The following is a 25,741-nucleotide window of genomic DNA, read 5'->3' on the forward strand; positions in this document are numbered from 1 at the left end:
ACGCTTAAAGCGACGTTCAGAGGCATGGTTAATGAGATGTGAGCGCATGGCGTTGCGTGACCCTGCGGCTTCGCCTAACCGAAGGCCTATCCACTCAGTATGCGAAGGCTTATCCATGTCATTCAAAGGTCGAACTCTCATCATGTCCGGCGGGTCGCGCGGGATCGGACTCGCGATTGCCAAAAAGATCGCGGCGGACGGGGCCAATATTGCGATCTGCGCCAAGACGGCTGAGCCGCATCCGAAACTGGCGGGTACAATCTACACGGCGGCCGAGGAGATCGAAGCGGCAGGCGGGCAGTGTCTGCCTATCGTTTGCGATATTCGCGACGAAGAGACGGTCAAGTCAGCGGTCGCTCAGACAGTGGAGCGTTTTGGCGGCATCGACATCCTCGTCAATAATGCGTCGGCGATCTCTCTCACGCCGACGACAGCCACACCGATGAAGCGGTTTGACCTGATGAACCAGGTCAATGCGCGCGGCACGTTTTTGATGAGCCAAGCTTGCCACCCACATTTGAAGACAGGCACGAACGCTCACATTCTAAACATTGCGCCGCCTTTGCTGATGGAGCCGCGCTGGTTTCGCAATCATGTGGCTTACACGATGGCGAAATACGGCATGAGCCTTTGCACGCTCGGCATGGCGGGTGAATTTGCCGGCGACGGTATCGCCGTGAACTCGCTCTGGCCGATGACCTCGATCGACACAGCGGCTGTGCGTAATGTATTGGGCGGTGACAGTATGGCGAAGATGAGCCGTACGCCCGACATCATGTCTGACGCGGCCTATGAGGTCCTGTCGCGACCGTCCGCAGAGGCGACGGGCAATTTCTACATTGATGAGTTCGTTCTGGCCGAAGCGGGCGTCACCAACTTCGATCAATATAATCAACCCGGTTATGACGGTCCGCTCGCCGCGGATTTCTTTGTCTCGTCAGACATGGTTTCGCGCTCTGCCAGTCATGTGCTCGAACATCCCGGATATAAGGAATAGTGCAATGACCACGAAGAATGCGCTCGAACCGACATCGGAACAGATCCGGGATTTCCTCGACAGTCATGAAGACGGTGCGCCGATCTACATGCTGAACCTGCTCAAGTTCAAAAAGACGTCGACTTATAAGGACGGCGAACAGGTCAGCGGGGCGGAGGCCTATGCTCGCTACGCCAAGGCTTTCGGCGCCATGCTACGCGATCTCGGATTAGACGGTGTTGAGACGGTGTTCGGCGGGAAGGTTGACCGCTTCCTGATTGGCGCGGGCGCGGAAGAATGGGACGCGGTTGCTATCGTTCGCTATCCCGACAAAAAGAGCATGTTCGACGCGGTTAGCAACGAGACCTATCGCAGCTTTCACTTCCACAGGAAGGCCGGACTTGAGGGTCAGCTGTTGATCGCGTGTGACAGCTCCGGTGTTTTCTAGCCCGGCTATTTTGGTGGCAAACTTTCCACATAGGCTTTAGCCTGACGGAGGTAGATCACGAGCCTGTCGTGATCACTGAGCATCGCATCAGGTATCAGCACATAGCCGCGCATAGTCGCTCCATGCGAGAGAAATGGCCCGCTATCATGCTCGGCGAAGAAATTGGCCATCCCGTCTGGCCCAAGCCGAAAGCCTATCTCTCCGTCTTTATTGACCAGTGAGAACATGTGTCCGTTGGTCGAGGTGTAAGGCATTGTCTTGCCCTTGCGGTCGATCTCCGGGCATCGCGCAACCACTGAGTCATAAATGGCCACCCGATTTTCATAGGTCATGTGAGCCTCCTTATATGCCGCTATACCTACCAGGATCGACAAAATTGGCAATTCTGCCGTATCTATGATGGGTCGATGAAGTTTGCTGTTACATTACCAAATCATGACGGCGATCTTGAGATGATTTAAAGCAGTTTACCTTGTGCGATTCAAAGCGACCTGCGTAGCTATGCGCAAGTAAGGGGCCTGCGCATGAAATATTTCTCAGCATCATTAGCGACGACGATAGCCACAGCGATGACTTTGGCCGGATGTGGCGGCGGCAGTGGCGGTACCTCTGGCGCAACGGGCGGTGCAACGAATAATGCGAACGTTGCGCCGACTGTGTCGAACGCTGTGGCCAATCAGAGCGCCAATGTTGGCAATGATTTTTCTTTCGACGCGACACAGAACGGTGTGACCTTCACAGATAGCAATGGCGACGCGTTGACGATCGCGGTCACATTCAGCGCAGATATCGGCCTATCGGCGACGGGCGGCAGCATCACGGGGGTTCCGAACCGCGCGGGGGACATTACGGTCACTTGTACGGCGACCGATCCATCTGGACTGAGCGCGACGGATAGTTTCGTCCTCTCAGTCGGAATTGATCAGGATGCAATCTTAGCGACCTTCGGCGCTAACATTGATCTGGAAGCGTTGGCAAACTACGCGAACCAGCCCGTGCCCGCCTATATTGGCGCTGCTCTGGTGAACGGCAATCCGGTTACGGATGCGGGCGCGACCTTGGGCCGAGTTTTGTTTTATGACGTCAATCTGTCGATCGACAATTCGGTCTCATGTTCATCCTGCCATGTTCAATCCAACGGATTTTCCGATTTGGCGGTTGTCAGCGGCGGCGTTGGCGGTGGCGTGACCGGCCGCCATTCTATGCGCTTGATTAATGGCGGTTTCGGCCATGACGGTCCTGGCGGCGGTGCGACGACACAGTTCTGGGATCAACGCGCCGCAACACATGAGGATCAGGAAACGCAACCGATCCAAGACGCGAATGAGCACGGATTTTCAGGCCAGAACGGCGCGCCGGATTTTGACGATTTAATCGTAAAAATGCAGGGCCTCGATTATTATGATGAGCTGTTCCGTTTCATCTTCCTAGACCCCAATATCACCGAAGCGCGGATTGGTCAGGCGCTGGCGCAATTCACCAAATCGATCCAATCCTTCGATAGTAAATATGACGAAGGCCGCGCGGCGACGGGAAACGATAATGATCCGTTCCCGAATTTCACCGCGCAGGAAAATCAGGGTAAGAATAATTTCCGCGGGCAGGGCACCGGGCTGAATTGTGCGGCTTGTCACCAGCCGCCCGAGTTCACGATCCAGACCGGAAATAATCGCGGCCATAACGGCGTGGTCGGTGTGGCGAGTGACCCGCTCAGCTTCGACTTCACCAATACGCGCGCGCCGTCGCTGCGGGATCTGGTCTCGACCAATGGCACGCTGAACGGGCCGCTAATGCATGATGGTTCGTTGCCGACGATCCGGGCCATGCTGGATCATTATAGCAATATTCCGACGCCGGGTGGCGAACCCGCGCGCACTGATTTCCTCGCCACGCTCGACGGTCGGTTGCGACAAGGTAATGCCGCGCGGCAATTTAATCTGACCAATGCCGAGAAAGCCGACATCGAAGCCTTCTTGCGTACCCTGTCCGGCACGACGGTTTACACAGACCCGAAATGGAGCGACCCGTTTTAGTGTGGCTGTGCTAGCCCGCCAGCATGTTTCGACCCATCATCTGCTGGTTGCTCGCCCTGTTCTTCCTTCTCGCTGGGCTCGCCCATTTTACAGCGACGGATAGCTTTGCCGCTATCGTCCCGCCGCCGCTGCCGTTCAAACATCAGATCGTGCAGCTGACAGGCGCGATGGAGCTAGTCTTTGCCATCGGCCTGATCATCCCGCGCTGGCGGCGGCTCACGGGCTGGCTGCTCTCAGCTTACCTACTCGCCGTCCTGCCCGCCAATATCTTCATGGCCCTTGAAGGCATGCCGCTCGGTTCGATGCAGAGTCCGGCGGCGCTGTGGTTTCGTGTATTCCTTCAGCTCCCGCTGATCGCGCTCATCCTCTGGGCATGCGGAAGCCTCCAACGTTCATCCTGACGCCACTTTGCGCCCACGCGCTTCGGCCCTTTCAAGCCAGCGCTCAAATGTCTCGGGTTTGTTTTTGCGAACCGGCGCGAAATAGAATTGTTTGATCGGCTTGAACCCCGAAAAGCCGAGCACTTGTCCCTTCATCTGGCGTAGCACGGGCGAGCCATATTTCAGCTTCAGATAAAATCCCGGCGTGTCCCCTGTGATTAAAACATCCGCGCTTCGCCCCGCGAGCAAACGATCCCAGAACGGGTCGTCTTTGTGATACTTAAACGCAAATCCGGGCAGGAAAACGCGGTCAAAAAACCCCTTGAGCAGAGCCGGTTGCGCGCCCCACCAGAGCGGGAAACCGACCACCAGATGATCGCAATCCGTGATGGCGGCCTGTGCCCGCACTAGATCAGGCTCTAACGGTTGTTCGCCGCGATAACCGACATGCAGAACCGGATCGAAATCCATATCGCGCAAATTCAGCCGCGTAACAGTGGCGCCGGACGTCTCTGCCGCCGCCAAATAACGATCCAACATTGCGCTGACCAATCGGTCGTTGCCCGGATGCCCGTCAATCGCAGTAATCTTCATCGTGTTTCCTTCTCGCGCGACATCTTGTATCTGTACTGTGACGATCTTTACACGAACAGCGCAGGAAACGCGCCTATGGTCCGTTTAAATAGTGACCCCTTCGCGAAAGCCCGTTCATGATCCGATCTGTCCCTTTATATCTCTCCGTCGCCACACTGGCGCTCGTCTCTGGGCTGGCTGTGTTCGCCGCACCGGATAGCGAGGCCGCCGCCTCTGATTCCGCCACTTCCAATTCCAAAGGCTGGGTCGAAATCACGCTGACGGATACGCAGCGCTGCTTCGCAACCAATGGCCTGCCCGATCACCCGACCGGCACCTTCCCGAACCGCGGCAATCCCAACGCGATTGAGGCGCAAGAGGTACGGGTTTGCACCCCGCTCCAGCCCGAAAAAGCGATGACCATCACGCCGATCCGCGGGACGATGGGCATTGCGATCAATGGCGTCGTCTTCCGTCCCAATACAGCAGGCTTCTATGACGCTGACGCGCCGCGCGGCCACAGCCCGGATGGCGACCGCAAATGGAGCCTCGATATTCACGGCGCGCCCGGCAAGCTCGGCCTCGACTTTAATAACGCCCATGTCGGCCCCGGCGGGCTTTATCATTATCACGGCATCGCCAATAGTTTGGTCGAAACGTCGGGCTCCAGCCTGATCGGTTTCGCCGGAGACGGCTACTCGATCCATTATATCGGCGAAGACGCGCAAGCAGGCTATGATCTGCGGTCCGGCACGCGCACCGACAGTTTCGGGGCGCTAACCCCCGGTCCGGGCGGCACCTATGACGGCACCTATAATGAGGATTATGTCTATGTCGGCGGTGAGGGGCGGCTTGACCCTTGTAACGGGGGACAGCTCGACGGCCAATATGTTTACTTCGTCACCGATAGCTACCCCTTTGTGCCGCGCTGCCTGACCGGCAAAGTCAGTCCTGATTTCAATACGGCCAATCACCGCGAAGAGCGTGGCGAGCGGCGGCGCAGAGACACGGATCGGGCTGAGCGCTTCCGGGCCAGACGCGGCGGAACCGGCCGCCCACGCGGCAATTAGCCTGACGAGCGGATAGGCGTTCACGTCCAACCGGGCATCAAGGCCACGGCGACGCTGCGTTGCGTGCCGAAAGATGACACGAGGCGCGGGCTCCTGCCGTTGATGGCAAAAGCGAAAAAATACCAATTTACAACGGGCAGGCGCCCGCGCGGAAAGCTCAGTTCATGCTGCCGCCAAGGTAAGCCCCATATCCACCCGAATAATCCCGGTTGAGGGATCCGCGGCCTAAGGGCAGGCGGGCGGGACTCGCCCATCAACCCCTGCTTGGCTCTCGCGCGGTCCGGATGGACCTGTATCTCACACCGACGAAGCGATGAAGGCCGTCCGGCGCCGTACGAGACGCCATCCTGCCGCTTGCATCTCTGTGACCCAATGGCTTTCACCAATCGGATCAGCGCCGCTTAGTCCCGGCTCAGACACACACGCCCTCACTTCCACCCATCACACCGAAGGCCGTACACTCCCTCATGTCCGCGATGGACAGGGTGGAAACTGACACGGTTTGGGAGAGGGGGGATTGGTTTCCGGCTTAAGCTTCCAATCCGCGGATTGAAATTAGTGTTCTGCCGAACAGGACGTAATGACTAGGTGGCGTTAATATGTATTCAGAGGAAGATGACGAGTAGGGTAAGTTTGGAAGTAAAAAGTAGCTCTGGCTTCAGATAACACGCTAAGTTCTCAAAGGGATTTCCGAAAAATACAGCTTATTGTTCGGATCAGTGATACCAGCGTCGGCAAGAATTTCTGTAAGTGCGGTTTTCATTTCGAATACAGCTGAGCTTGGGCCGATTATGACCCTGTTGACGAGATCGTCTAAAGCAGTTCCATAACGTTTTTCTAATGGCACCTTGTAAACGATTTGCGGCGCTGTTCCGATAATCTCAATAGACTTCTTAACAGCGTTCTTAGTTTGTTTTGTTGGTCTAAAGACAAGACGAAGTTCAAGTTCTTCTTCAAATCCCGGGTGTTTTAGGCAGATTGCGAATGAAGTGAATAGTTCGACTATGATGTTGACGACGACCATTCTTTCAGTGGTTTCAATGATGTTTTTTTTATTTGTTATTCCAACTGTTAGACTATCAAAATTGTGTTTTATTTCATGGTCTGACCAGTAGAGAGCAGGATAAGAAAGCACATCGATCCTATTTTCTTCTCTATAAAATACTTCAGGATTTAAAATCAGTGCAACCCCATTTTTTGGGGCGTATGCACGCCACATGGAGAGTCTTCCCGTAAAGTCCTCTCTATCATAGTGAGCCGATAGGCTAGCCATGAACGTGTTGGCCCGAAGATCTTCCAGAGAACTAATGTAAACCGATTTTATTTCTTCTTGAATGCCGCTGTGGCAAGCATCCAGTATCTCCCAAAACTCTTTACAAGCGGCATTGGAGTTGTCGGAAAAATAGTTAGTAACGGCAGCTATTCCCCTCTCAATCTCATGATAATCATTCATGAGACGAGTGGTTCTTAGCCAAAGTTCTTTTGTTTTAACTATTTCAATTAGATTTTCTGAGGAAGTGTAATGAACGAATCGGAAGTTGCCTTTCTTAAATTCTTCCATTCGAGCGGTTATGTGCGGAAAAAACACATTTTTTAATGCTCCTATTGGATCGTCAGCTTTGAAAGTTTGACTGTCTAGTCTCAATGTGATCACCTTGATGATTACCTAAGCTATCCGCGCTAAACCGTTCGCTAACGCTCCCGGCGACGATTTATTTTGTGTCCCCCGGACACAAAATTCCGCCTTTGGCGGATCAATCGTCGTCCATCTTAAGCGCCGCGATAAATGCTTCCTGCGGGATTTCCACGCGGCCGAACTGGCGCATCCGCTTCTTCCCTTTTTTCTGCTTATCCAGCAGCTTCCGCTTCCTCGACGCGTCGCCGCCATAGCATTTGGCGGTCACGTCTTTGCGCATCGCGGCGATAGTTTCGCGGGCGATGACTTTGCCGCCAATGGCGGCTTGGACGGGGATTTTGAACAAATGACGCGGGATCAGGTCTTTGAGCCGTTCGCACATATGCCGGCCCCGGCTTTCCGCATTATTGCGGTGAACCAGCATGGAGAGCGCGTCGACGGGTTCACCGTTGACGAGGATGCTCATCTTGACGAGGTCGCCTTCGCGCACGCCAATGGCTTGATAGTCAAAGGACGCATAGCCTTTGGACACGGATTTTAGCCGGTCATAGAAATCGAATACGACTTCATTGAGCGGCAGCTCATATTCCACCATCGCCCGCGACCCGACATAGGTCAGGGCGGTCTGAACGCCGCGCCGGTCTTGGCAGAGTTTGAGGATGCCGCCGAGATAGTCATCCGGCGTCATGATGGTCGCCTTGATCCACGGCTCTTCAATATGTTCAATCGCCATCACGTCCGGCATGTCGGCGGGATTGTGCAATTGCACCGGATCGCCCTTTTTCATGACCAGCGTATAGACGACGGACGGGGCGGTGGTGATCAGGTCGAGGTCGAACTCGCGCTCCAGCCGCTCTTGAATAATCTCTAGGTGCAGCAAGCCAAGGAAGCCGCAGCGGAAGCCAAAACCAAGCGCGGCGGAGGTTTCCATTTCGTAGCTGAAGCTCGCATCGTTCAGGCGCAGGCGGCCCATCGCGTTGCGCAAATCTTCAAAGTCAGCGGCATCGACCGGGAAGATGCCGCAGAACACAACCGGCTGCGCGGGTTTAAAGCCAACAAGCGCGGTCTCCGTCGGGCGTTTATCCTCGGTGATCGTATCGCCGACGGCGGCGTCCGCGACTTCTTTGATCGACCCGGTGAAGAACCCAATCTCGCCGGGGCCGATGGATTTGGCGTCGGTCGGCTTGGGTTTGAACACGCCGACTTTATCGACGGTATAGCTCGCGCCCGTATTCATGGTGCGGATGCGCATGCCCTTGGTGATCGTGCCTTCGATCACGCGGAAAAGCACGATCACGCCCATATAGGTGTCGTACCACGCATCGACGAGCATCGCTTTGAGAGGCGCGTCCGGATCGGCCTCCGCCGGCGGCGGCAGGCGCAGCGCGATGGCCTCCAGCACATCTTCAATGCCGATGCCGTTCTTGGCAGAGCATTCGACCGCGTCGCTTGTGTCGAGGCCAATCACCTCTTCGATTTGCGCCTTCACGCGCTCCGGCTCCGCAGCGGGAAGATCGATCTTGTTGAGCACCGTGACGATTTCGTGGTCATGGTCGATGGCTTGATAAACATTGGCGAGGGTCTGGGCTTCGACGCCTTGGCTCGCATCGACGACGAGGATCGAGCCTTCGCAGGCTGATAGTGAGCGTGAGACTTCATAGGCGAAGTCAACATGGCCCGGCGTGTCCATCAGGTTCAGAACATAGTCCTGACCATCTTTGGCGGTATAATCGAGGCGCACGGTCTGTGCTTTAATCGTGATGCCGCGTTCTTTTTCAATGTCCATATTATCGAGCACTTGCTCGGACATTTCGCGGTCGGTCAGCCCGCCGCAATGGGCGATCAATCGGTCAGCCAGCGTGCTTTTCCCGTGGTCGATATGCGCCACAATGGAGAAGTTGCGGATCTTGCTTTGATCGGTTTTATTATCGGTGCTCATGGTTCTCGCGAGGTAGGGCCGAGTGGGGCCGGGCGCAAGCGGCTTGCGCGGTTTGCGCGCTAATGTCTCGCGGGCTTTTTCGAATAGGGGAGCTGTTTTCTCAGGATGAGGAAGAGCAGGGCGGAGGACAGGGCCGTAAACACGGAGAGACCATTATAAAGCAGAGAAGGGCTGAGGCTGATCACCTCAGACCGAACCAGGCTGAAGGTGACTTGCCAGACTCCAGCCATGAACAGGCCAAAATAGGCCCACACCATGAAATGTTGATGGATGGTGACGTAGCCGCGCTTGCGTGTGCGTTTGAACTGCCAGATCGCCCACAAGCCCGCGCTCATCGTGATCAGGCTGACCAGCGCGAAAAAGTGGAATAGGTTCGGACCGCCGTCCAGCTCGTACATAGAAAAGGCGCTGACGATGATGACGGCCATCATCACGGCCCAGATCCGCCCCAGCCAGCGATGCGTCTGATCCCCTTTGCGCCGCAATAGAATGATCGGGCCTAGGATGAGTGCGCCGAGCGCGCAGACAAAATGAAAGCTGCCGAGCCAATCATCCGTCCAGTAGGACCATGTTAGCCAGTCCTGCATGCCGCCTCCAATCATGACCCTTCGGTCTGATCGCTAACAGGAAAGCGAGAGCGTCACAACGCAACGGTGAGACGCGGCTTAAGATGACAAATCCTGTCATCTGCCGACTAACAAGGTTTGTCACAATTATGCGGCGCTACGTCAGTAGGCAAACAGGCCTCTAGATGGCAGCTCGTCTCCAGACAGTAGGCCATCGCCATCCAGGTCTCTCTGATTAAACCTGATCCGCATCACGCGGCGGCTTTCGTTGAGCGTCACGACGCCGTCCCTATCGCAGTCGAAGCCGTTGGACCGCAGAATAGTCTTTTTGTCTGTGACATCACTCGGGCAAATGCCCATTTCGTTAGAGGCGGCGGTAATGATCCGTGAGATCCGGGTTTCGTTTCCCTTCCGTTTTTCGATTTGCAACTTCGTGGCGATTTTCCGCTCCTCTTGAGAGATCACACCATCTCCATCCGCGTCGAAACTGGCGTTACTCTTTTTCATAGCGTTCATCGCGAACTCCATACGCTCTCGGTTTTGCGCGATGAATTCGGCTTCATCAGTATAGCCGTCGCCATTGCTATCTGCGGTCCTGAAGAAATAGATCATGTCCGCTTCCCGCAGTCTTTGGTTCAACTGCATGATTTCGGTCGGGTCGGTTAGTGATCCGTCGAAATTCGTGTCGGCTTCGATGAAACTATGCGCTGCGATCTTGGCGTATTCTTCCCACGCGATCGCACCGTCTTGGTCTGTGTCAATCTCAGGGAAGCGAAATGTCGGCGTCGCGGCCAGAAGGCAGGTGGCGGCTGAAAGCAGGAGAATACGGACTATCATCTGTGTGGCCTTATCATGCAACCTAGACGTGATCAACGTGTTCGGATCTGCCGGCTCGTTGTCGCCCCCGCTTTCCATGACAAATCCTGTCATCTGCCGACTAACAAGGTTTGTCACTGTTATGCCGCGCGGCGCCCGCGCAAATTCCCGTCACTTCTGGGAGTCTTTGAAAGGGCGAATATCATGAAAAAGCTTATCCTCACCGCGGCTGTGCTGCCGCTCGTCGCAGCAGGCATCACGGGCTGCTCCGCCTCTGGCATCACCAAGGTCGCGCAAATGGCCGACCAAGCGCGCAAGGTTCAGAAAACCGCCGCGACGGTCGAGCAGGTCACGGGGCAAGATATGGGCATGATCGCCGATCCGCTGAACATGAAGGGCCGGGCCGAAGCGGCGGAGGCCGCAGCAACGGCTGAAACCGTTGCCGCACTCGAAAATGCTGCGCCGATCAGTGCCGCGCCGATGGCCGTCGAGATGCGCAAAACCAGCGGCAAGACAAAGGTCCTGTCCATGCGGCCGAAACTCGCCATTGTCGGCTATAATGTCGCCGCCTTCACCGAAGGCAAAGTCAAAGGCACGGCGCGCGGCGGCCTGTTCGGCAATAGCCAAGGCGCGTCCTCGACCATGGAATTGATCAGCTCGGGCATTGATGCGGGTCTAGTCCAGCGCGTCGCAGACGCTGCGTCCGACGATCTCGTCGCGCAGCTAACCGCCGCTGGTTTCGATGTGGTCGAGCCTTACGGCGTGTCCCAAGCGGCGAATAATAGCGTCATGAAAGCGGGCGCCGCGCCGATGATGCGCAAGCTGATGACCTATAAGGGCGAGAAGATGAATGCCATCGTCGCCGGGCCGTCCACTTACGGCTTCCGCGTGGTCAATAGTGGTGTCGCCAAAGGCGGTTTTGCGGGTCTGTCAGAAATTGGCGGCAATGCTCCGGCCAAGCTGGGCGCGGAACTGGATGCGGTTCTGGTTCAACCGACCATCGTGCTCGACTTCGCCAATATGAAAGCCAACCGAACCATCGGGACGAAAGCGACCTCATCCGCTGAGCTGGCTTTCTCGCTCGACCCGATGTCCTCTATTCAGGTCCATGCCTCCAAGGGCAAAGGCCTGAACTGGCTGACTTACGGAACCAAGAAAGGGGCTGCGTCCGACGCACCTTTTGCGATCCTTGGCGACAAAGACTCAAAGAGCAATTCTCTGGAACAAGGTCTCGGCGCGGCGCTCGGCATGGGCGTTCGCAATAAGAAGACCACGACCCAATCCGTGATCATCGACTCAGAGCGGTACGAAGCGCTCGCGCTCTCAGCGGCCAAAGGCTGGAACACAGCCTTCGTCGCCCAAGCCGTCGCAGCGCGCACCGCACAAAGCTGATCTCCTCAGCCATTTGCGGCCCCCTGTCGTCCACGGGGCGCAATTCCGGGACGATAGCCGGTCTCTTCGAAAGGAGAGGCCGGTTTTTCTTGCCGGATCATCGGCAATCCACCCCCGTGATATTTATAATTGACTTATGGTGACACGTGTCACCATAAGGCGACATGAAACCGTCTTCGTCTGAACTTGTCATCCTCAAACATCTTTGGGCCTGTGGCGCGCAGAGCGTTGGTGAGATTCATACGGCGATTAAGGATGGCCTCGGGTGGTCTCGGTCTTCCTCACGCAAAACGATTGAGCGGATGGTGGAGAAGGGCCTGTTGAGTGTTCGCGAAGAACATGGGCTCAACATCTACCGCGCCAAAGCCAAAAAGATCCCGACCCTTGCGGGTCTGATCCAGAGTTTCGCCGCCGACGTGCTCGCGCTGGATGGGCCGCTCCCGGTCTCCAACCTCGTCAAAAGTCAATTGCTCTCGGACGAAGAACTGGCCGAACTCGACGCGGTTCTGAAAGATGCCGCTGATACAGACGACGACACGCAAGACGGGGAAGAGTAGATGACCCTGCTGCTCACCTTCCTGCTTGGCATGGCCTGTGTCAGCGCCGCGCTCTATGCGGGCGCGCGCCTGTTCCTCCACCTGGATGAACGGGCCGAGCAATGGCCGCTGCTCTGGGCAACAGGACTGTTGCTCAGCGTATTGATCCCGCTTGCCGGCATTGCGCTGCTGCTGATGCCGGACTGGGCGCCGACCCCGAGCTTCGAAATACTATCATTGCATGAACCGCTCAATTCGTTGGGACATTCGCTCGGGTTCATCCCCGACCTTGAGCCAACAACCGCCTATAGTGCGGAGATTGTCACTCTGGCGACGGTGAGCAAATTCCTCGCCGTAATCTACTTGATCGGTCTTGCCGTAAACCTCGTGAAGCTGGCCTTCGGGCGCGTTCGCATTCACCGCCTGATCGACTTAGCGGACCCGCTCGGCCCGTGGAGCGGAGACGACGTTTTACTCTCGCCCGCCGCCCAATCGCCCTTTGCTTGGACCCCTTTCGGCCAGCCGCAGCATTCCAGAATCGTCATTCCCGAAAGCTATACGCGGCAAATGAGCCAAGACAGTTTGAACGATATTCTAACCCATGAACGCACGCATATTGAACGGCGTGACGATGAGTGCGGGCTAATCCTGCGGACCTTGCTCTGTATGTGCTGGATCTCACCCTTCGCACATGGCCTGTTTGGGCGTTGGTCTCAAAGTACAGAAATTCGGTGCGACATGGCGGTCACGGATGGTCGCACCCCCAAAATGCGGAAAGCCTATGCAGACACATTGCTGCGGGCGCTCCACATAGTGGCGGGCCGGGTAGTGCAATACCCGGCCGCCTCCTTCTCAACCCACCGTATTAGGAACGAAAAGATGAGAATTACGCATATCATGAAGGGCACGCGCCCAACATACAAGCGCGGCCGCGATAAGGCCCTGCTCGGTCTAGCGGCCACGGCGATTACCGTTGTCGGCATGATCAGCATTTCCACCACGGCCAGCGCCGGAGACTCCGCATCCCAAACCACAAGCGCTCCCGACACGTCTAAAGCCGATAAAGCGACCAAGGCACCAAAATCCCCCAAAGCAGATAAGGCTACGAAAACCGACAAATCCAGTAAGGCACACAAAGCGACCAAGGCCCTCAAGGTGGGCAAGAAACATGTGTCCAGCGCGATGGTCTCGGGTCGTTTGACATCAACCTTTGGCCCCGCCGCTGACCCGTTCAATAAGGGCAAAATGCGGGACCATTATGGGATCGATATCGCCGCCCCGCTCGGCACGCCGATCTACGCCCCGGCCAACGGGATCATCACCGCCGCAACCAACGTCTATGACGGGAAACCCGCTTACGGAACTGTCGTGGTTCTGCAGACGGATGACGGGGTTCAAACCGTGTTCGCCCATCTGGACAGCTACACGGTCCGCGCAGGCCAGAGCGTCACGCAAGGCACCCAAATCGCTACGGTCGGCAGTAGTGGAAAAAGCACCGGACCCCACGTCCATATCGAGACTTATCAGAACGGAACCCGGCTTGATCCGCAGGGCGTCTGGCCGCTGCAAGGCGGATAGAGGCGCGAAACCTTGGAGGCCCGTTCGATGATTAAGAGTCGGACGGGCTTATTGGCCCATCTGTTGTTCGCGGGCTTTGCGGCCGCCGAGGCGGATGATCAGAATGACCGCTGTGGCTAGGGTCGTGATCAGCAGGAACAGGGCAAGAAATTTGAACAGGCGGGTGCGGCGCACTTGATCCTCTCGCATGGGCGACGTGTCTGAGCGGGATGCATTGATGGCGCGCAGGGCGCAGCAATCCCCATCATCGGTCAGCGTATGCGCGGTCTGGACCAAGAAATAGCCGTCTTCAAAGGCCAGTTCATAGGCCAAATTATAAGTCCCGCGCCGGACCGCGCCTTGCGTGTCGGAATAGGCCTGCTCAGTCGAGCCGATCACGCCGACCACATCGCGCGAAACTTCTTCGCCGTTCGGCACATTGGCGGCCATACGCTCGATCTGTTCTCGGAATTCGGGATTGTCCCGCTCTTCCGGGAAGGCATCGAAAATGAACTCCGTGTCGCCCGCGATCAGTTGGTCAATCTGCGCATTGATCTCAGCGCGCACATCATCCGGCACACGCTTTTCGCTCATCGCCTCCATCGAGCAGGCGGAGAGCAGGGCGGCGGTGAGCAGAAGGAGAAAAGCGCGGATCATGCGCGCTCCATAACGGGCGAAACAAACCGCTCCAAGATGAAAGCGCTGAGAAAGCTCTATCCGCCAAGGGCCGCGCAGTAGCCACACCTCTTAAAGGTGTGCTGCGACAGACATCTTGTTTCTGTTATTCGTTTCCAGAAAAAATCAGTGTCGTGCGTGTTCCCTCATCTCCGCTTTCTAAGCGAGTCTCAGCTTTGAGTTGGTCGGAGAACGAATCGATAAGTCTCTGCCCCAGGCCAGAATCAACCCGTGCCGATGGGTCAATACCCACACCATCATCCCATATTTCTAGGACTAAATTATCATCCTCCTGTTTAAGCGATACGCCCAGTTCGCCTGTCTCTCGATCCTTGAAGGCATATTTTAAACTATTCGTCGCTAATTCATTGACGATTAAGCCGAGCGGAACAGCGATAGCTGTCGACAAGGGCATCGCAGCGACATCTGTTGTTACAGCAATATCGATCTCGCGCGTTTCAGATGACGACTCCAAAAGATTGCTCAGCACACCTTCCAAATATTTCTGTGAATCGACCTCAGCGACAGCACCCGTTCGAGACAGGGTTTTGTAGAGCAGGCCCAACGATGTGATGCGTGCGCGCATGCGTTCGAATGCGGTCCGGCATTCCTTATCCGTCATTTTGGAACGCTCTGCGCCGACTATGGCGCCAACCATGGCCAGATTGTTCATCACGCGATGGTTCAATTCTTCAAGAAGCGTGTTGGAAAGCTCGAGCGCGTGTTCGCGTGCCTGTTCCGCCGCCTTGCGTTCGGTAATGTCCTGCATGGCCAGAAGCAGCGTTTTCGTGCCGTTGCCTTTGCGATAGATCTTCCGTGCATTGAGCAGAATGGTTTTATGCCCGATCTCTGGAAAGGTGTGACTGACTTCGTAGTCCACGACCTCCGATTGCGTAGGAATTACGCTGGTCAAGAGGTGAATAAGTTCCGGTACCGCCCATTGGCCGTTTCCGAGGTCCCAAAGCTTTTCGCCAATTGTATCGTCCGGCTCGACCAAGAAAGTTTGATAAAATGCGCGACTAGCCTCGATAATGCGGAGGTCCCCATCCAGCACCAGCATGGGTTCGCGTAAGGTCTGCACCATGCCCGTCATGATCCGCTTCTGTCGGTCTAGCTCATGGGCCATGAGCTCGGTTTCGGTAATGTCTTCAATCGCGACAAGAATGCGTTTTGATCCATTCCCGCGTCGGACAGTCTTGCGCGCATTGAGACGCATGACCCGCCGACCAATGTCTTCAAAGACATGGTCGACCTTATGCTCCTCAATCGACTCATTTTTTTCGATGATCGTGTTCAAGGGGTCTAACAAGGCCGGAATGTTCCATTGACCGTTGCCGAGATCCTTAAGGGGACGTCCGATTGTGGCCTCGCGAGAGACATGAAACGTCTCAAAAAAGCGATCATTGGCATATTCGACGACAAGATCGATATCGAGCACGAGTAGACTTTCCCGCAATGTCGCGACAATTTCTTCGGCGTCAATCAACTCTATGACTCGTTCATTCATTATGTGGGCTCGACTGCTTCCGTTACGAAGTGCGGAAAGCAATCGTTTCTTAGGCAATCCTATAACAGGTAAATCCTATTGGAATAGGCTCGCTTACGCGGCCATCTCAGTAGGCATACGTCCCACAGAGCGTGCGAGGTTGAGCGTAAGGGCGAGGTAGCGGTCTTCACCGCCGAGCCGCTATTTAGCACACCATTTACCCCTTTAGCGCGTCTTCGACAGCCTTGACCTGCGCGTCGAATGTCACGTCGTCACTGCGCAATTGGGTGATGCGTTTGACGGCATGCATGACGGTGGTGTGGTCGCGTCCCCCGAAGCGACGACCAATGTCGGGCAGGGACCGTTTGGTCAGCTTCTTGGACAGATACATGGCGACTTGGCGCGGACGGGCAACGGCCCGGGCGCGGCGTTTAGAACTCATATCTGTCAGGCTGATCGAAAACGCTTCGCATACGGTGCGTTGGATGCGGTCCACGGTCAGGCGTTGACCCGTCATATAGCGACTATCCGACAGGGTTTCCTGCACAGTTTCGAGCGTGATCGGTGTGCCGAGAAATTCGCTCTGCGCGACGATCTGATTAAACGCGCCTTCGAGGTCGCGCGGCGTGACATTCATGCGCGCGGCGAGATGATCGCGAGCCGGTTGCGGAATAGCGAGGCTGGCGTGACCCTGTTCGCGGCGACGCGCAATTAGTCGGTCGAGAATGCGCAAGCGCAGCTCATAATCAGCCGGGCCGATTTTGCAGACGAGGCCTGACGACAGATAGCTTTTTAACCGATCAGACGCTTTCTCGATTGTATCGGGATGGCGATCGGACGCGATTAGGATCTGGCGGCCGGCACCGACCATGCTGATGATCGTGTGCAGTAGTTCTTCTTGGCTCGCGCTTTTGTCGGCGATGAAATGGCAGTCATCGATGATGAGCAGGTCAACATCGCGTAGCGAGGCTTTGAAGGCACTCATGCCCTCGCGGCCTGATCCGCGCACGCTGGCGACGAATTGAGCGACGAAATCTTCAGCCGAGACAAATTTGACGCGGCGGGCTGGGTCACGCTCTGTGACTTCCGCCTCAATCGCGTGGAGAATATGGGTTTTGCCCATGCCGTTCGCGCCGTGAAGCATGATTGGGTTATATTGCGGGACCTGATTGCCGATCACTTGCCGCGCGACAGCAACGGCGAGCTCATTGGAGGCACCGACAACGAAATTTTCGAGCGTAAAGCGTTTGCGAGCCAGTTCGGACACAGGGGCGAGCGTCATTTTTGTCGCCCGTGCCGCAGGGCTTGATCCACTGCGTGCGCCGGGAATGCCGGGCAGGCTTGGACGGGCGCTATCGGGGTCCGCCCCCCGGCGTGAAGTCGGGCGTGAGCCAGAGACAACGCGAACCGCACGCGGCGGGTCAACCCGGTCATGCTTTTCCCACAGCCGACTGATTGTATCCGCATAATGCGTGTTGATTTTCGTGGCGACGAAACTGGACGGGGCCGACAGGGTCACCGTGTGCGCATCCGCTGTCTGGATGAAGAGTTGACCCGTCCAAGCGCGGTGGACATTGCGACCGAGTGCTCGACCTAAGTCGGCATCCACGGCCTTCCACGTATTATGCGCACTCTGGATCGGCGGCTCTCCTGTATAGAGATCCGGTACCGTTTCAGTCTGCGGTTTGACCGGATCACTGACGTTAGCCATCTACATCACTCCAAACGCAACAAGTGGGTTCACATAGGTAAACCCTTGGAATTCAACAATTTTTAAAGGGGAGTTTCCTGCTTCGGGCCCCATCCGATGCTTGAAAACTCCGAAAGCGGTCTACCCTGACTGCCCTCCCGTCGATCTGTTAAACACGACTCTTTCGGGCACCGTCAACGGCAGAATTATGCGAATCGGCAGGAAAGAAAAGTTGACTCTAAAAAAGGCAAGAATCGCAAGATTCTAGCCGTCAGAAAAACGTCACATCCACAGAAAAAAATTTTCGAGACTCAGCTTTTGTTTCGGTTCCGAAACGCTGACGCGGTCTGGATCAGGATAGAATCGGTTTTGTTGCGACAAAAATGAACAGGTTCAGCCTGCGTCGTGGTTCTCCGTAGACCAGATACAAAAAAGCCGGGCAAAGGGCGCCCGGCTTTTTAAACATCAATGTCGGACGCAGAGCTCTAGCTGAGCGCCTTACACCGTGATGACAGGCGGGAGATTTTCCGCGCTGCCGTGTTCTTGTGATAGACGCCGCGGGAAACCGCGCGCATCAATTCCGGCTCGGCCAGTTTCAGAGCCGCGTTTGCCGCAGACTTGTCGCCCGCGCTCAATGCGTCTTCGACGCGGCGCAGGAAGGTCCGAACGCGTGAGCGACGAGCCTGATTGACCGCCGTTTTGCGTTCCATCTTACGGACATTTTTCTTTGCAGATGACGTATTCGCCATGATTGTCTTTCGTCAGTGTTCAAAATAAAGAGAGGCCCGCCACCAGAGAAATTCGGAGGGCAGGCCGTCATTCGGTGGGCGAGATAGGCGGCGGTGACGGGTCTGTCAACTGTCAGCGGCACAGGAATAGGCCACCAGCCTTAACCGTCTCATCTTCTTATATCCCTACACAGGGATAAGCCCAAAGAGAAAGCGTGGTCTAAGCTCTACCGGTGCTTGAAGTGCGGCTTACGCTTCTCAATGAAGGCGTTCATGCCTTCTTTCTGATCTTCGGTGGCAAAGAGGGATTGGAACATGCGGCGTTCGAACCGAATGCCTTCGCGCAAGGTCAGCTCGTAGCCTGCATCGATCACTTCTTTGAGAATCATATTGGCCGGTTGACTGTGACCTGCAATTTTATTGGCGGCGCCCCGCGCTGTATCCATAAGGTCATCGACGGGGACGACGCGCGCGACGAGACCTGAATGTTCGGCTTCGGCCGCATCCATCATCCGGCCCGTGAGGCACAAGTCCATCGCTTTGGCTTTGCCGATAGCGCGCGCCAAACGCTGCGTGCCGCCAATGCCCGGAATAACGCCGAGATTAATCTCAGGCTGGCCGAATTTGGCGGTGTTCGACGCAATGATGAAATCGCACATCATCGCAATCTCGCAGCCACCGCCCAGCGCATAGCCGGAGACAGCGGCAATGATCGGCTTGCGAAACCGCTCAATGCTACAATGGTTCTGCTCAAAGCGATCCGTCTTGTAGATGTCGAGATAATTGTCATCGACCATCTCTTTAATGTCGGCCCCGGCGGCAAAGGCTTTGTCACTGCCGGTCAGGATGACGCAGCCAATGCCGTCATCTGCTTCCAGCTCGGCCAAGGCGCGCGCGACTTCGCTCATCATCTCGGCATTCAGCGCGTTCAGCGCTTTTGGGCGATTAAGGCGCAGGGTGGCGACGCGGCCATCCCGGTCCAGCTCGATCAGCTCGTAAGCCATAAAAAGTCTCTCTCGTCTTTGGACGTATAGTTTGGCGAGGGAGCTACACCCGCAGGCTTGGCGCTGGCAAGAGCGTCAAAGCGGCTAGCGCTGACACATCTTACAATAAAATGTGCTGCGCCCGCCTTGCACGCGGCGCGCGATCTGCGTGGTGCAGACCGGGCAGGGCTCGCTCTCGCGGCCATAGACGGCGAAGGTTTTCTGGAAGTAGCCGAGCGCGCCATTGGCTTGGCGGTGGTCGCGCAAGGATGACCCGCCTGCCGCGATCGCTTCGATGAGGACAGCCTTGATGTGGCTGACCAGTGTTTCGGTTTCCGCCACAGTGAGGCGACCTGCGCCGCGGCCCGGACTGATCCCTGCGCGAAACAAGGCCTCGCAGACATAGATGTTCCCTAATCCCGCGACGACGCGCTGATCCAGCAGTGCAATCTTGATCGCTGACTTCTTGCCTTTCAACCGCGCGCGCAGGTCCGGTGCGTTGAAACTATTCGACAGAGGTTCAGGGCCGAGATCATCAAGGCGGTATGGTTCGCCTTGGCTAACCAGCTCCATAAAGCCGAACCGTCTCGGGTCATTATAGGTGACTCTATTGCCGTCTTCGGTCTCAAAGATGACATGGTGATGTTTCGGATTGGCGTCATGATCGTGGGTGAACTCGCCGAGCTGCTCGCCACTTAGAACGAACCGACCGCTCATACCCAAATGCATGAATAGCCGTTCGCCAGAGGTCAGGTCGGCTTGTAGGAATTTGGCGCGACGCGACAGACGCTCGACGCGCTGGCCTTCAATGCGCTCCCGGAAATCCGGCGCGAACGGAAACCGTAGGTCAGGACGGTTGAGTTGCACCCGCCGAATGATCCGGCCTTCAAGCACGGGCGCGAGCCCACGACGGACCGTTTCAACTTCGGGGAGCTCGGGCACCTATGCGTTTAGCACTGTATCATTAAGCGGGGCCGGTGCTGACCGCGACCATGGCGGCGCGCAGCGTGCGGTCGCCAATGGTGAAACCTTGTTGCATCACAGCGGCAACATAACCTTTTTCCACATCAGGGTGTGGAATATTGGCGACGGCCTGATGCACATTGGGGTCGAATTTTTCACCAAAGCCCGCCACCGGTTTGATCTGGTGACGCATCAGAGCGGCTGTCAGATCTTTCTCGGTCAGCTCAATGCCTTCCACCAGATTGCGCGCATTCTCGCCCAGCTCTTCTTTGGCTTGGCCATCAATTGTGTGCAGCGCCCGCGAGAGGTTGTCATAGACAGAGAGAATATCAGCGGCAAATTTCTCGACGCCATAGAGTTTCGCGCTCTGAACTTCGCGCTCGGCGCGTTTGCGAATGTTGTCGGCCTCAGCCATCGTCCGGAGCGCTTGATCGCGCATTGTGGCGATCTGTAATTCCAACTCTTGAATGCGTTCGGCCCCCGCATCGGCAGAGGCATCATCAGACTCGGAGTCTGAATCTGACATATCCTCGTCCTCCGCGAGGACGTCGTGCTTGTGCTTTTTGAGGAAATCATCAGCCGCCCGTTTCAGGTCAGCGGGGCTCCGTTTCCCAACGCGATCACTCTGACCGTCTGTCTCAGAGTCGATCTGGGATTGCAGGGCATCCCATTCGTCCATTTCGCCATTGCCATTCTCGTGTATCGAATCGCCAGTCATTGTCTCGTTCATCTCCTTAGCGGCGTCGCGTCAGCGTTTCGCCGACGAGTTTTGCCGTCAAATCTACCATTGGGATAACGCGCCCGTAATTTAGTCGCGTCGGCCCGATGACCCCTAAAGCTCCCAGCAATTTTCCAGCTTGATCACGATAGGGCGCGATCACAACACTAGAACTTGTCAGGGAGAAAAGCGGGTTCTCCGTTCCTATGAAAATCCTCACACCGTCCGCATGTTCCGTCTGGTCCAGCAAAGAGATCAGCTCTTCCTTGCGTTCCAGATCTTCAAACAACAGCCGGATGCGCTCCAAGTCGGTTTGGGCGTCCATATTGTCAAGGAGCCGTGCCTGTCCGCGGACAATCAATTTACGGTCTTTGGCAGGTTCGTCGGTCCAGTTGGCCAGACCTTGTTTGATAAGCGTCGCGGCGGCGACATCAATCGCGGCGCGGCCCTGCTCCATTTCGGCGAGAATATCGGCGCGGGCCTCGGATAATTGCCGTCCGCGCAGGCGCGCAGATAGAAAATTACCTGCCCGTTCTAAGCTAGCGGAGAGGACGCCGTCTGGACGCGGCATCAATCGATTTTCGACCCGGCCATCTTCATGCACCATCACGACCAATGTGCGACCATCGTCGAGCCCGACAAATTCAACGTGTGATAATGCTGTTTGGGTCACAGGTTCCGGCGCGAGGACTAGCCCCGCCCCGCCTGCGAACCCAGCGAGCAGGGTCGAGGCTTCGGTGAAGACTTGATCTGGTTCACGGCCCGAAGCGGCAATTTGCGCTTCCAGACGGCGGCGTTCGTCTTTTGCGATATCGCCGATTTCGAGCAGCCCATCGACATAAAGCCGAAGTCCGATTTGGGTCGGCTGTCGGCCTGCACTGACATGCGGGGATTCCAGCAGACCCATATGGGTCAGATCGGCCATAACGGAGCGGATCGACGCTGGTGAGAGCGCCGTTCCCGACAGGGCAATGGTTTTGGATCCGACCGGCAATCCGCTTTCAAGATAGGCGGACACGACAGCGCCAAAAATGTCGCGCGCACGGGCGTCGAGCTCACTGAGTGGAAATGTGGCGGGTGCTGACATTAGACCACTTATTTGGGCAGAGCGGGACGAACTGGCAAGAGGGTGTTCCGGTGTTGTCTTTCTTTCGTCACCAGCATTTCCATACGCTGATCCTTGCCTTTGGCGGCGTGACAGCACAAAGCCCGGCTCCTACTTAAAAGGAGTCCCTTCATGCGTCCTGAAAACCGTGCCCTCGATCAGCTGCGTCCCATTTCGATAGAGACAGGCGTCTCGCGCTACGCTGAAGGATCATGCCTGATCCGCTTTGGCCATACGCATGTGCTCGTAACGGCCAGTGTCGATGAGAATGTGCCGCGTTGGATGAAGGGTAAGGGCAAAGGTTGGGTTACGGCGGAATATGGCATGCTGCCGCGCTCCACCCACACTCGCAATGATCGCGAAGCCGCGCGCGGCAAACAGGGTGGCCGCACTGTAGAAATTCAACGCTTGATCGGTCGATCCCTGCGGGCCGTGATCGATCTGGAAGCGCTCGGCGAGCGTCAAATCGTGATTGATTGCGATGTCATGCAGGCTGATGGTGGCACACGCACAGCGTCAATCACCGGTGCTTGGGTCGCTCTGTCCCAAGCCTGTGCGGGTTTGGTCGAACAAGGTCTGATCGCGAAAAACCCGGTGACTGCGCCGATGGCAGCCGTCTCCTGCGGTATTGTCGATGGGACCTGTCGTCTGGATCTGGAATATGTCGAAGACGCAGCCGCTCAAGCCGATGCGAACTTTGTGCTGACCCAGACAGGCGGGATTATCGAAGTCCAAGCGACGGCTGAAGACGAACCGTTTACCAGCGAGCAAATGGATGAGTTAACGCGGTTGGCGCGTAACGGCATCGCAGAGTTGTGCGAGATGCAGGAAGCGGCTTTGGCCTAACTGTCTTCGTCTACATATTCCAAAATATCCGCGGGCTGGCAGTCTAGCTCGCGGCAAAGCGCGTCCAGGGTCGAGAAGCGGACAGCGCGGGCTTTGCCGGTTTTCAGGATCGATAGATTGGCGAGGGTGATGCCGACGCGGTCCGCGAGCTCTGTCAGGCTCATCTTGCGGTCCAAAAGCACACGATCGAGATTGACTTGGATAGCCACTAAATCGTCAGCTCCTGCTCGGCGCGCATTTCTGCGCCCTGACGGAAGGCTTCGGATAAGGCTGCGATCACCAAAACTAAGAACCAAGTGCCGATCCGAATATCCATACCGGTTTCCGCTGGGCTGACGCTGAGCGCGCCGACAGACAAATCAGCCATCGAATGAACCACGATGCGGAAGACTTCCGTCGCGGCGATCAGCATCCACATCGTCCGGAGGCGCGTGATGTTAGCTTCAACGAAAGGATCGCCTTCCTGCACCGTATGGATGACGCGGATCAGGATCGACAGGACCAAGAGCCAAGCGGCGGCGGTAATCGCACCCGTGGCACAGGCAAAGGCTAGGCGGGCCATGCTCGGCATGGCGTCTGGATTGGAATTGCTGAGCAGCCAGCCGCGCAAGGGCGTATCAAAGAGGAAGGCTAAAGTGCCAATCGCCAAGACGGCGAGCCCGATTAGCATCAGTGCCTGAACGAATCGAAGCAGCAGGATTAGCCCACTAGCAACAGGTTTAGATAGGTTCGGCTTAGCGATATGTGAAGGTTCGGCCACTATGTGTTGATAAACGATAAAACTCGTCACGCAAGCGGGCGTTGCGCCTGATACTGTATCAGACCTATGGGGACGGTCATGTCTTCCGAATCTTTACAACTCAAATCTGGCCAAACGATAGTGGTCGCCTCTCACAATGAGGGCAAGGTGCGCGAAATTCGCGCTCTGCTAGCACCGTACGGCCTGATCACCGTCAGCGCGGGTGAGCTTGATCTGCCGGAACCTGAAGAGACTGAAGATAGCTATGCGGGCAACGCCCGGCTCAAAGCTGTGGCCGCAGCGACGGCTTCCGGCCACGCCGCTTTGTCCGATGATAGCGGCATTGATGTGATCGCGCTGGGTGGGCAGCCTGGCATTTATGCGGCGCGTTGGGCCGAGGATGAGCAGGGCAATCGCGACTTCATGCGCGCTATGGAACGGGTTCATCGCGAATTGGGCGATAGCGAAGACCGCAGCGCGCGGTTTGTCTGCGCGCTCTGCCTTGCGCTCCCCGATGGCTCGTCGACGGTTTATGAAGGAACATGCGAAGGCGACATCGTCTGGCCGCCGCGCGGTGACAAAGGCTTCGGCTATGATCCGATCTTCGTTCTGAACGGTGACACGCAGACCTTTGGGGAGATTGATCAGGACGAAAAACATGCCAAAAGCCACCGGGCCGCGGCGTTCACCAAATTCCTAGCGGATCAGTTTGCGACATCGGATGGCCCGGATCACTGCTAATCTCGAGCCGCTCGCCGTCTATCTACATTGGCCCTATTGCGCGCGCATCTGCCCTTATTGCGATTTCAATGTACATTTGGATAAGCGCGCGGATGAAGGTGACCGGCTGGTTGCGGCGATGGTCGCGGATCTGGCCCATTGGCGCGATTGGACCGGGCCGCGCGAGATCAGTTCGATCCATTTTGGCGGCGGAACGCCCTCGCTGCTAAGCCGCGATCAACTGATGGCGTTGATCGATGCGGTCCGTTCGCTTTGGGGTGAGGGAGCGGCTGAGGTCGCGCTGGAAGCCAATCCGAATGACGTGACTCAGGCGCAGGTGGACAGTTGGGTTGAAGCTGGTCTTACCCGCCTCTCACTGGGTGTGCAGAGCTTCGACGATGCTGTCCTCAAGACGTTGGGTCGCGATCATGACGGGGCCTCGGCTCGGCGGTCTCTCAAAATGGCCATAGGTGCGTTTCAGTCTGTGTCTGCCGATCTCATTTTTGGTGTCCAAGGTGAAGCTGAAGACCGGCTTCCGCGCGATCTGGGCGCTATGCTGGATTTAGGAGTGCCGCATCTGTCGACCTATCAGCTAACCATCGAGCCCGGCACAGCCTTCGACAAGGCAGAAGCGCGCGGCGCGCAAAGGGCGGTCGGTGAAGATCAGAGCGCGCAAGATTTTGAGTTGATCCGCCAAACATTACTTGCGGCAGGCTATCGCCACTATGAAGTTTCCAACTTCGCCAAACCTGGACAGAAGAGCGCCCATAATCTCGCCTATTGGCGCGGGCGCGATTATGTTGGCGTTGGCCCCGGTGCCCACGGGCGGCTTTGGACTGACGCGGGGCGTGTTGCGACCGAAACGGCGCTCCGCCCGGCGGATTATATTACAGCGGTTGGCTCGCAAGGCACAGCGATCACGCTGCGAGAGACGTTGGACCCGGACGGGGCGGCGCAGGAATATGTGATGATGGGTTTGCGGATCGACGATGGTTTATCCCTGTCGCGGCTCAGCGCATTGCGCGGAGAGGCGCTGTCAATTGACCCGGCTTTGATCGAGGATGGTCTGCTGAGCGTTGAGGGGGACCGATTGGCAGCAACGGATCAGGGCCGAATGGTGTTGGACGCTCTGACACGGGCGCTATTGCTGTAAACCAGATAGCAAA

Annotated in this window: 27 protein-coding genes; 11 read left to right on the plus strand and 16 right to left on the minus strand. The window is 56.6% G+C overall.

Features of this window, described 5'->3' with window-relative positions; genetic code table 11:
• Positions 1–115 precede the first annotated feature (115 nt).
• Both QQL54_RS00265 and QQL54_RS00270 read left to right on the plus strand, forming a co-directional pair.
• Positions 116–997: an SDR family oxidoreductase gene (locus QQL54_RS00265; protein ID WP_284386454.1), complete on the plus strand. Its 882-nt coding sequence runs from the start codon at positions 116–118 to the stop codon at positions 995–997.
• Positions 998–1,001: 4 nt separating this feature from the next.
• Positions 1,002–1,424: a DUF1330 domain-containing protein gene (locus tag QQL54_RS00270; RefSeq protein ID WP_284386455.1), complete on the plus strand. Its 423-nt coding sequence runs from the start codon at positions 1,002–1,004 to the stop codon at positions 1,422–1,424.
• A 5-nt stretch (positions 1,425–1,429) separates the two neighbouring features.
• Here the strand turns inward: QQL54_RS00270 and QQL54_RS00275 are convergent, their stop codons facing one another.
• Positions 1,430–1,756 (minus strand): hypothetical protein, encoded by a 327-nt coding sequence (locus tag QQL54_RS00275; RefSeq protein WP_284386456.1) that lies wholly within the window; start codon positions 1,754–1,756, stop codon positions 1,430–1,432.
• Between the two features lie 192 nt (positions 1,757–1,948).
• Between QQL54_RS00275 and QQL54_RS00280 the strand changes: the two genes are divergently transcribed.
• Positions 1,949–3,457: a cytochrome c peroxidase gene (locus tag QQL54_RS00280; RefSeq protein WP_284386457.1), complete on the plus strand. Its 1,509-nt coding sequence runs from the start codon at positions 1,949–1,951 to the stop codon at positions 3,455–3,457.
• Positions 3,458–3,480: 23 nt separating this feature from the next.
• Complete coding sequence (locus tag QQL54_RS00285; RefSeq protein WP_284386458.1) at positions 3,481–3,858, plus strand: DoxX family protein; 378 nt, start codon at positions 3,481–3,483, stop codon at positions 3,856–3,858.
• Here QQL54_RS00285 and QQL54_RS00290 read toward each other — a convergent pair.
• Positions 3,850–4,431: an NAD(P)H-dependent oxidoreductase gene (locus QQL54_RS00290; protein ID WP_284386459.1), complete on the minus strand. Its 582-nt coding sequence runs from the start codon at positions 4,429–4,431 to the stop codon at positions 3,850–3,852. The two genes, QQL54_RS00285 and QQL54_RS00290, sit on opposite strands and share 9 nt — an antisense overlap.
• A 116-nt stretch (positions 4,432–4,547) precedes the next feature.
• Here QQL54_RS00290 and QQL54_RS00295 point away from each other — a divergent pair, with 116 nt between their 5' ends.
• On the plus strand, positions 4,548–5,480 hold the full coding sequence (locus QQL54_RS00295; protein WP_284386461.1) for a YHYH protein: 933 nt from the start codon (positions 4,548–4,550) through the stop codon (positions 5,478–5,480).
• Positions 5,481–6,150: 670 nt separating this feature from the next.
• On the opposite strand, the gene QQL54_RS00300 is transcribed toward QQL54_RS00295, so the two are convergent.
• From QQL54_RS00300 to QQL54_RS00315, 4 genes are all read right to left on the minus strand, one after another.
• Positions 6,151–7,125, minus strand: coding sequence for a DUF2971 domain-containing protein (locus QQL54_RS00300; protein WP_284386462.1), 975 nt, complete (start codon positions 7,123–7,125; stop codon positions 6,151–6,153).
• 109 nt (positions 7,126–7,234) lie between these two features.
• Positions 7,235–9,055 (minus strand): translation elongation factor 4, encoded by a 1,821-nt coding sequence (gene lepA, locus QQL54_RS00305; RefSeq protein WP_284386463.1) that lies wholly within the window; start codon positions 9,053–9,055, stop codon positions 7,235–7,237.
• A 59-nt stretch (positions 9,056–9,114) separates the two neighbouring features.
• On the minus strand, positions 9,115–9,642 hold the full coding sequence (locus QQL54_RS00310) for a DUF2306 domain-containing protein (RefSeq protein WP_284386464.1): 528 nt from the start codon (positions 9,640–9,642) through the stop codon (positions 9,115–9,117).
• 141 nt (positions 9,643–9,783) lie between these two features.
• Positions 9,784–10,458 carry a CREC-EF hand family protein gene (locus tag QQL54_RS00315; RefSeq protein ID WP_284386465.1) on the minus strand — a complete coding sequence of 225 codons (675 nt, stop codon included), beginning with the start codon at positions 10,456–10,458 and terminating at the stop codon, positions 9,784–9,786.
• Between the two features lie 183 nt (positions 10,459–10,641).
• Between QQL54_RS00315 and QQL54_RS00320 the strand changes: the two genes are divergently transcribed.
• The 3 genes from QQL54_RS00320 (at position 10,642) to QQL54_RS00330 (ending at position 13,943) form a co-directional block, all read left to right on the plus strand.
• Complete coding sequence (locus QQL54_RS00320) at positions 10,642–11,829, plus strand: hypothetical protein (protein WP_284386466.1); 1,188 nt, start codon at positions 10,642–10,644, stop codon at positions 11,827–11,829.
• A 164-nt stretch (positions 11,830–11,993) separates the two neighbouring features.
• A complete protein-coding gene (locus tag QQL54_RS00325) occupies positions 11,994–12,386 on the plus strand; it encodes a BlaI/MecI/CopY family transcriptional regulator (protein ID WP_284386468.1) in 393 nt (130 codons plus the stop codon).
• Complete coding sequence (locus QQL54_RS00330; RefSeq protein WP_284386470.1) at positions 12,387–13,943, plus strand: M23/M56 family metallopeptidase; 1,557 nt, start codon at positions 12,387–12,389, stop codon at positions 13,941–13,943.
• 48 nt (positions 13,944–13,991) lie between these two features.
• On the opposite strand, the gene QQL54_RS00335 is transcribed toward QQL54_RS00330, so the two are convergent.
• From QQL54_RS00335 to hrcA, 8 genes are all read right to left on the minus strand, one after another.
• Positions 13,992–14,579, minus strand: a complete 588-nt coding sequence (locus QQL54_RS00335; RefSeq protein ID WP_284386472.1) for a hypothetical protein — start codon at positions 14,577–14,579, stop codon at positions 13,992–13,994.
• Between the two features lie 124 nt (positions 14,580–14,703).
• On the minus strand, positions 14,704–16,104 hold the full coding sequence (locus QQL54_RS00340) for a sensor histidine kinase (protein ID WP_284386474.1): 1,401 nt from the start codon (positions 16,102–16,104) through the stop codon (positions 14,704–14,706).
• Between the two features lie 196 nt (positions 16,105–16,300).
• Positions 16,301–17,794 (minus strand): chromosomal replication initiator protein DnaA, encoded by a 1,494-nt coding sequence (gene dnaA / locus QQL54_RS00345; protein WP_284386476.1) that lies wholly within the window; start codon positions 17,792–17,794, stop codon positions 16,301–16,303.
• 464 nt (positions 17,795–18,258) lie between these two features.
• Complete coding sequence (gene rpsT, locus QQL54_RS00350) at positions 18,259–18,522, minus strand: 30S ribosomal protein S20 (RefSeq protein ID WP_284386479.1); 264 nt, start codon at positions 18,520–18,522, stop codon at positions 18,259–18,261.
• Positions 18,523–18,728: 206 nt separating this feature from the next.
• Positions 18,729–19,505 (minus strand): enoyl-CoA hydratase, encoded by a 777-nt coding sequence (locus QQL54_RS00355; protein WP_284386481.1) that lies wholly within the window; start codon positions 19,503–19,505, stop codon positions 18,729–18,731.
• Between the two features lie 84 nt (positions 19,506–19,589).
• Entirely contained in the window at positions 19,590–20,426 is an 837-nt protein-coding gene (gene mutM, locus QQL54_RS00360) for a bifunctional DNA-formamidopyrimidine glycosylase/DNA-(apurinic or apyrimidinic site) lyase (protein ID WP_284386483.1), read from the minus strand.
• A gap of 22 nt (positions 20,427–20,448) precedes the next feature.
• Positions 20,449–21,165, minus strand: a complete 717-nt coding sequence (grpE, locus tag QQL54_RS00365) for a nucleotide exchange factor GrpE (RefSeq protein WP_284386484.1) — start codon at positions 21,163–21,165, stop codon at positions 20,449–20,451.
• A 16-nt stretch (positions 21,166–21,181) separates the two neighbouring features.
• Positions 21,182–22,252 carry a heat-inducible transcriptional repressor HrcA gene (hrcA, locus tag QQL54_RS00370; RefSeq protein ID WP_284386485.1) on the minus strand — a complete coding sequence of 357 codons (1,071 nt, stop codon included), beginning with the start codon at positions 22,250–22,252 and terminating at the stop codon, positions 21,182–21,184.
• 150 nt (positions 22,253–22,402) lie between these two features.
• Between hrcA and rph the strand changes: the two genes are divergently transcribed.
• On the plus strand, positions 22,403–23,116 hold the full coding sequence (rph, locus tag QQL54_RS00375; RefSeq protein WP_284386486.1) for a ribonuclease PH: 714 nt from the start codon (positions 22,403–22,405) through the stop codon (positions 23,114–23,116).
• Here rph and QQL54_RS00380 read toward each other — a convergent pair.
• Positions 23,113–23,325, minus strand: a complete 213-nt coding sequence (locus QQL54_RS00380; protein ID WP_284386487.1) for a helix-turn-helix domain-containing protein — start codon at positions 23,323–23,325, stop codon at positions 23,113–23,115. The two genes, rph and QQL54_RS00380, sit on opposite strands and share 4 nt — an antisense overlap.
• Positions 23,325–23,876, minus strand: a complete 552-nt coding sequence (locus QQL54_RS00385) for a DUF2975 domain-containing protein (protein ID WP_284386488.1) — start codon at positions 23,874–23,876, stop codon at positions 23,325–23,327. Before QQL54_RS00385 ends, QQL54_RS00380 begins: the two co-directional genes overlap by 1 nt.
• A gap of 78 nt (positions 23,877–23,954) precedes the next feature.
• Here QQL54_RS00385 and rdgB point away from each other — a divergent pair, with 78 nt between their 5' ends.
• Both rdgB and hemW read left to right on the plus strand, forming a co-directional pair.
• Positions 23,955–24,596 (plus strand): RdgB/HAM1 family non-canonical purine NTP pyrophosphatase, encoded by a 642-nt coding sequence (gene rdgB, locus QQL54_RS00390; RefSeq protein WP_284386490.1) that lies wholly within the window; start codon positions 23,955–23,957, stop codon positions 24,594–24,596.
• Positions 24,577–25,728 carry a radical SAM family heme chaperone HemW gene (gene hemW / locus QQL54_RS00395; RefSeq protein WP_284386491.1) on the plus strand — a complete coding sequence of 384 codons (1,152 nt, stop codon included), beginning with the start codon at positions 24,577–24,579 and terminating at the stop codon, positions 25,726–25,728. The genes rdgB and hemW overlap by 20 nt, the downstream gene beginning before the upstream one ends.
• Positions 25,729–25,741: the final 13 nt, after the last annotated feature.

The organism is Algimonas ampicilliniresistens, from assembly GCF_030159955.1.
Classification (GTDB): Bacteria; Pseudomonadota; Alphaproteobacteria; order Caulobacterales; family Maricaulaceae; genus Litorimonas; species Litorimonas ampicilliniresistens.

What these genes read in the sequence shown, in the direction of transcription:
- QQL54_RS00270 (WP_284386455.1), top strand. Translation starts at nt 1,002, where the DNA reads ATGACCACGAAGAATGCGCTCGAACCGACATCGGAACAGATCCGGGAT.
- hrcA (WP_284386485.1), bottom strand. Translation starts at nt 22,252, where the DNA reads ATGTCAGCACCCGCCACATTTCCACTCAGTGAGCTCGACGCCCGTGCG.
- QQL54_RS00330 (WP_284386470.1), top strand. Translation starts at nt 12,387, where the DNA reads ATGACCCTGCTGCTCACCTTCCTGCTTGGCATGGCCTGTGTCAGCGCC.
- dnaA (WP_284386476.1), bottom strand. Translation starts at nt 17,794, where the DNA reads ATGGCTAACGTCAGTGATCCGGTCAAACCGCAGACTGAAACGGTACCG.
- rdgB (WP_284386490.1), top strand. Translation starts at nt 23,955, where the DNA reads ATGTCTTCCGAATCTTTACAACTCAAATCTGGCCAAACGATAGTGGTC.
- QQL54_RS00325 (WP_284386468.1), top strand. Translation starts at nt 11,994, where the DNA reads ATGAAACCGTCTTCGTCTGAACTTGTCATCCTCAAACATCTTTGGGCC.
- QQL54_RS00295 (WP_284386461.1), top strand. Translation starts at nt 4,548, where the DNA reads ATGATCCGATCTGTCCCTTTATATCTCTCCGTCGCCACACTGGCGCTC.
- QQL54_RS00285 (WP_284386458.1), top strand. Translation starts at nt 3,481, where the DNA reads ATGTTTCGACCCATCATCTGCTGGTTGCTCGCCCTGTTCTTCCTTCTC.
- QQL54_RS00355 (WP_284386481.1), bottom strand. Translation starts at nt 19,505, where the DNA reads ATGGCTTACGAGCTGATCGAGCTGGACCGGGATGGCCGCGTCGCCACC.
- hemW (WP_284386491.1), top strand. Translation starts at nt 24,577, where the DNA reads ATGGCCCGGATCACTGCTAATCTCGAGCCGCTCGCCGTCTATCTACAT.
- QQL54_RS00315 (WP_284386465.1), bottom strand. Translation starts at nt 10,458, where the DNA reads ATGATAGTCCGTATTCTCCTGCTTTCAGCCGCCACCTGCCTTCTGGCC.
- QQL54_RS00335 (WP_284386472.1), bottom strand. Translation starts at nt 14,579, where the DNA reads ATGATCCGCGCTTTTCTCCTTCTGCTCACCGCCGCCCTGCTCTCCGCC.
- grpE (WP_284386484.1), bottom strand. Translation starts at nt 21,165, where the DNA reads ATGACTGGCGATTCGATACACGAGAATGGCAATGGCGAAATGGACGAA.
- QQL54_RS00290 (WP_284386459.1), bottom strand. Translation starts at nt 4,431, where the DNA reads ATGAAGATTACTGCGATTGACGGGCATCCGGGCAACGACCGATTGGTC.
- QQL54_RS00275 (WP_284386456.1), bottom strand. Translation starts at nt 1,756, where the DNA reads ATGACCTATGAAAATCGGGTGGCCATTTATGACTCAGTGGTTGCGCGA.
- lepA (WP_284386463.1), bottom strand. Translation starts at nt 9,055, where the DNA reads ATGAGCACCGATAATAAAACCGATCAAAGCAAGATCCGCAACTTCTCC.
- QQL54_RS00265 (WP_284386454.1), top strand. Translation starts at nt 116, where the DNA reads ATGTCATTCAAAGGTCGAACTCTCATCATGTCCGGCGGGTCGCGCGGG.
- rpsT (WP_284386479.1), bottom strand. Translation starts at nt 18,522, where the DNA reads ATGGCGAATACGTCATCTGCAAAGAAAAATGTCCGTAAGATGGAACGC.
- QQL54_RS00280 (WP_284386457.1), top strand. Translation starts at nt 1,949, where the DNA reads ATGAAATATTTCTCAGCATCATTAGCGACGACGATAGCCACAGCGATG.
- QQL54_RS00320 (WP_284386466.1), top strand. Translation starts at nt 10,642, where the DNA reads ATGAAAAAGCTTATCCTCACCGCGGCTGTGCTGCCGCTCGTCGCAGCA.
- rph (WP_284386486.1), top strand. Translation starts at nt 22,403, where the DNA reads ATGCGTCCTGAAAACCGTGCCCTCGATCAGCTGCGTCCCATTTCGATA.
- QQL54_RS00310 (WP_284386464.1), bottom strand. Translation starts at nt 9,642, where the DNA reads ATGCAGGACTGGCTAACATGGTCCTACTGGACGGATGATTGGCTCGGC.
- QQL54_RS00340 (WP_284386474.1), bottom strand. Translation starts at nt 16,104, where the DNA reads ATGAATGAACGAGTCATAGAGTTGATTGACGCCGAAGAAATTGTCGCG.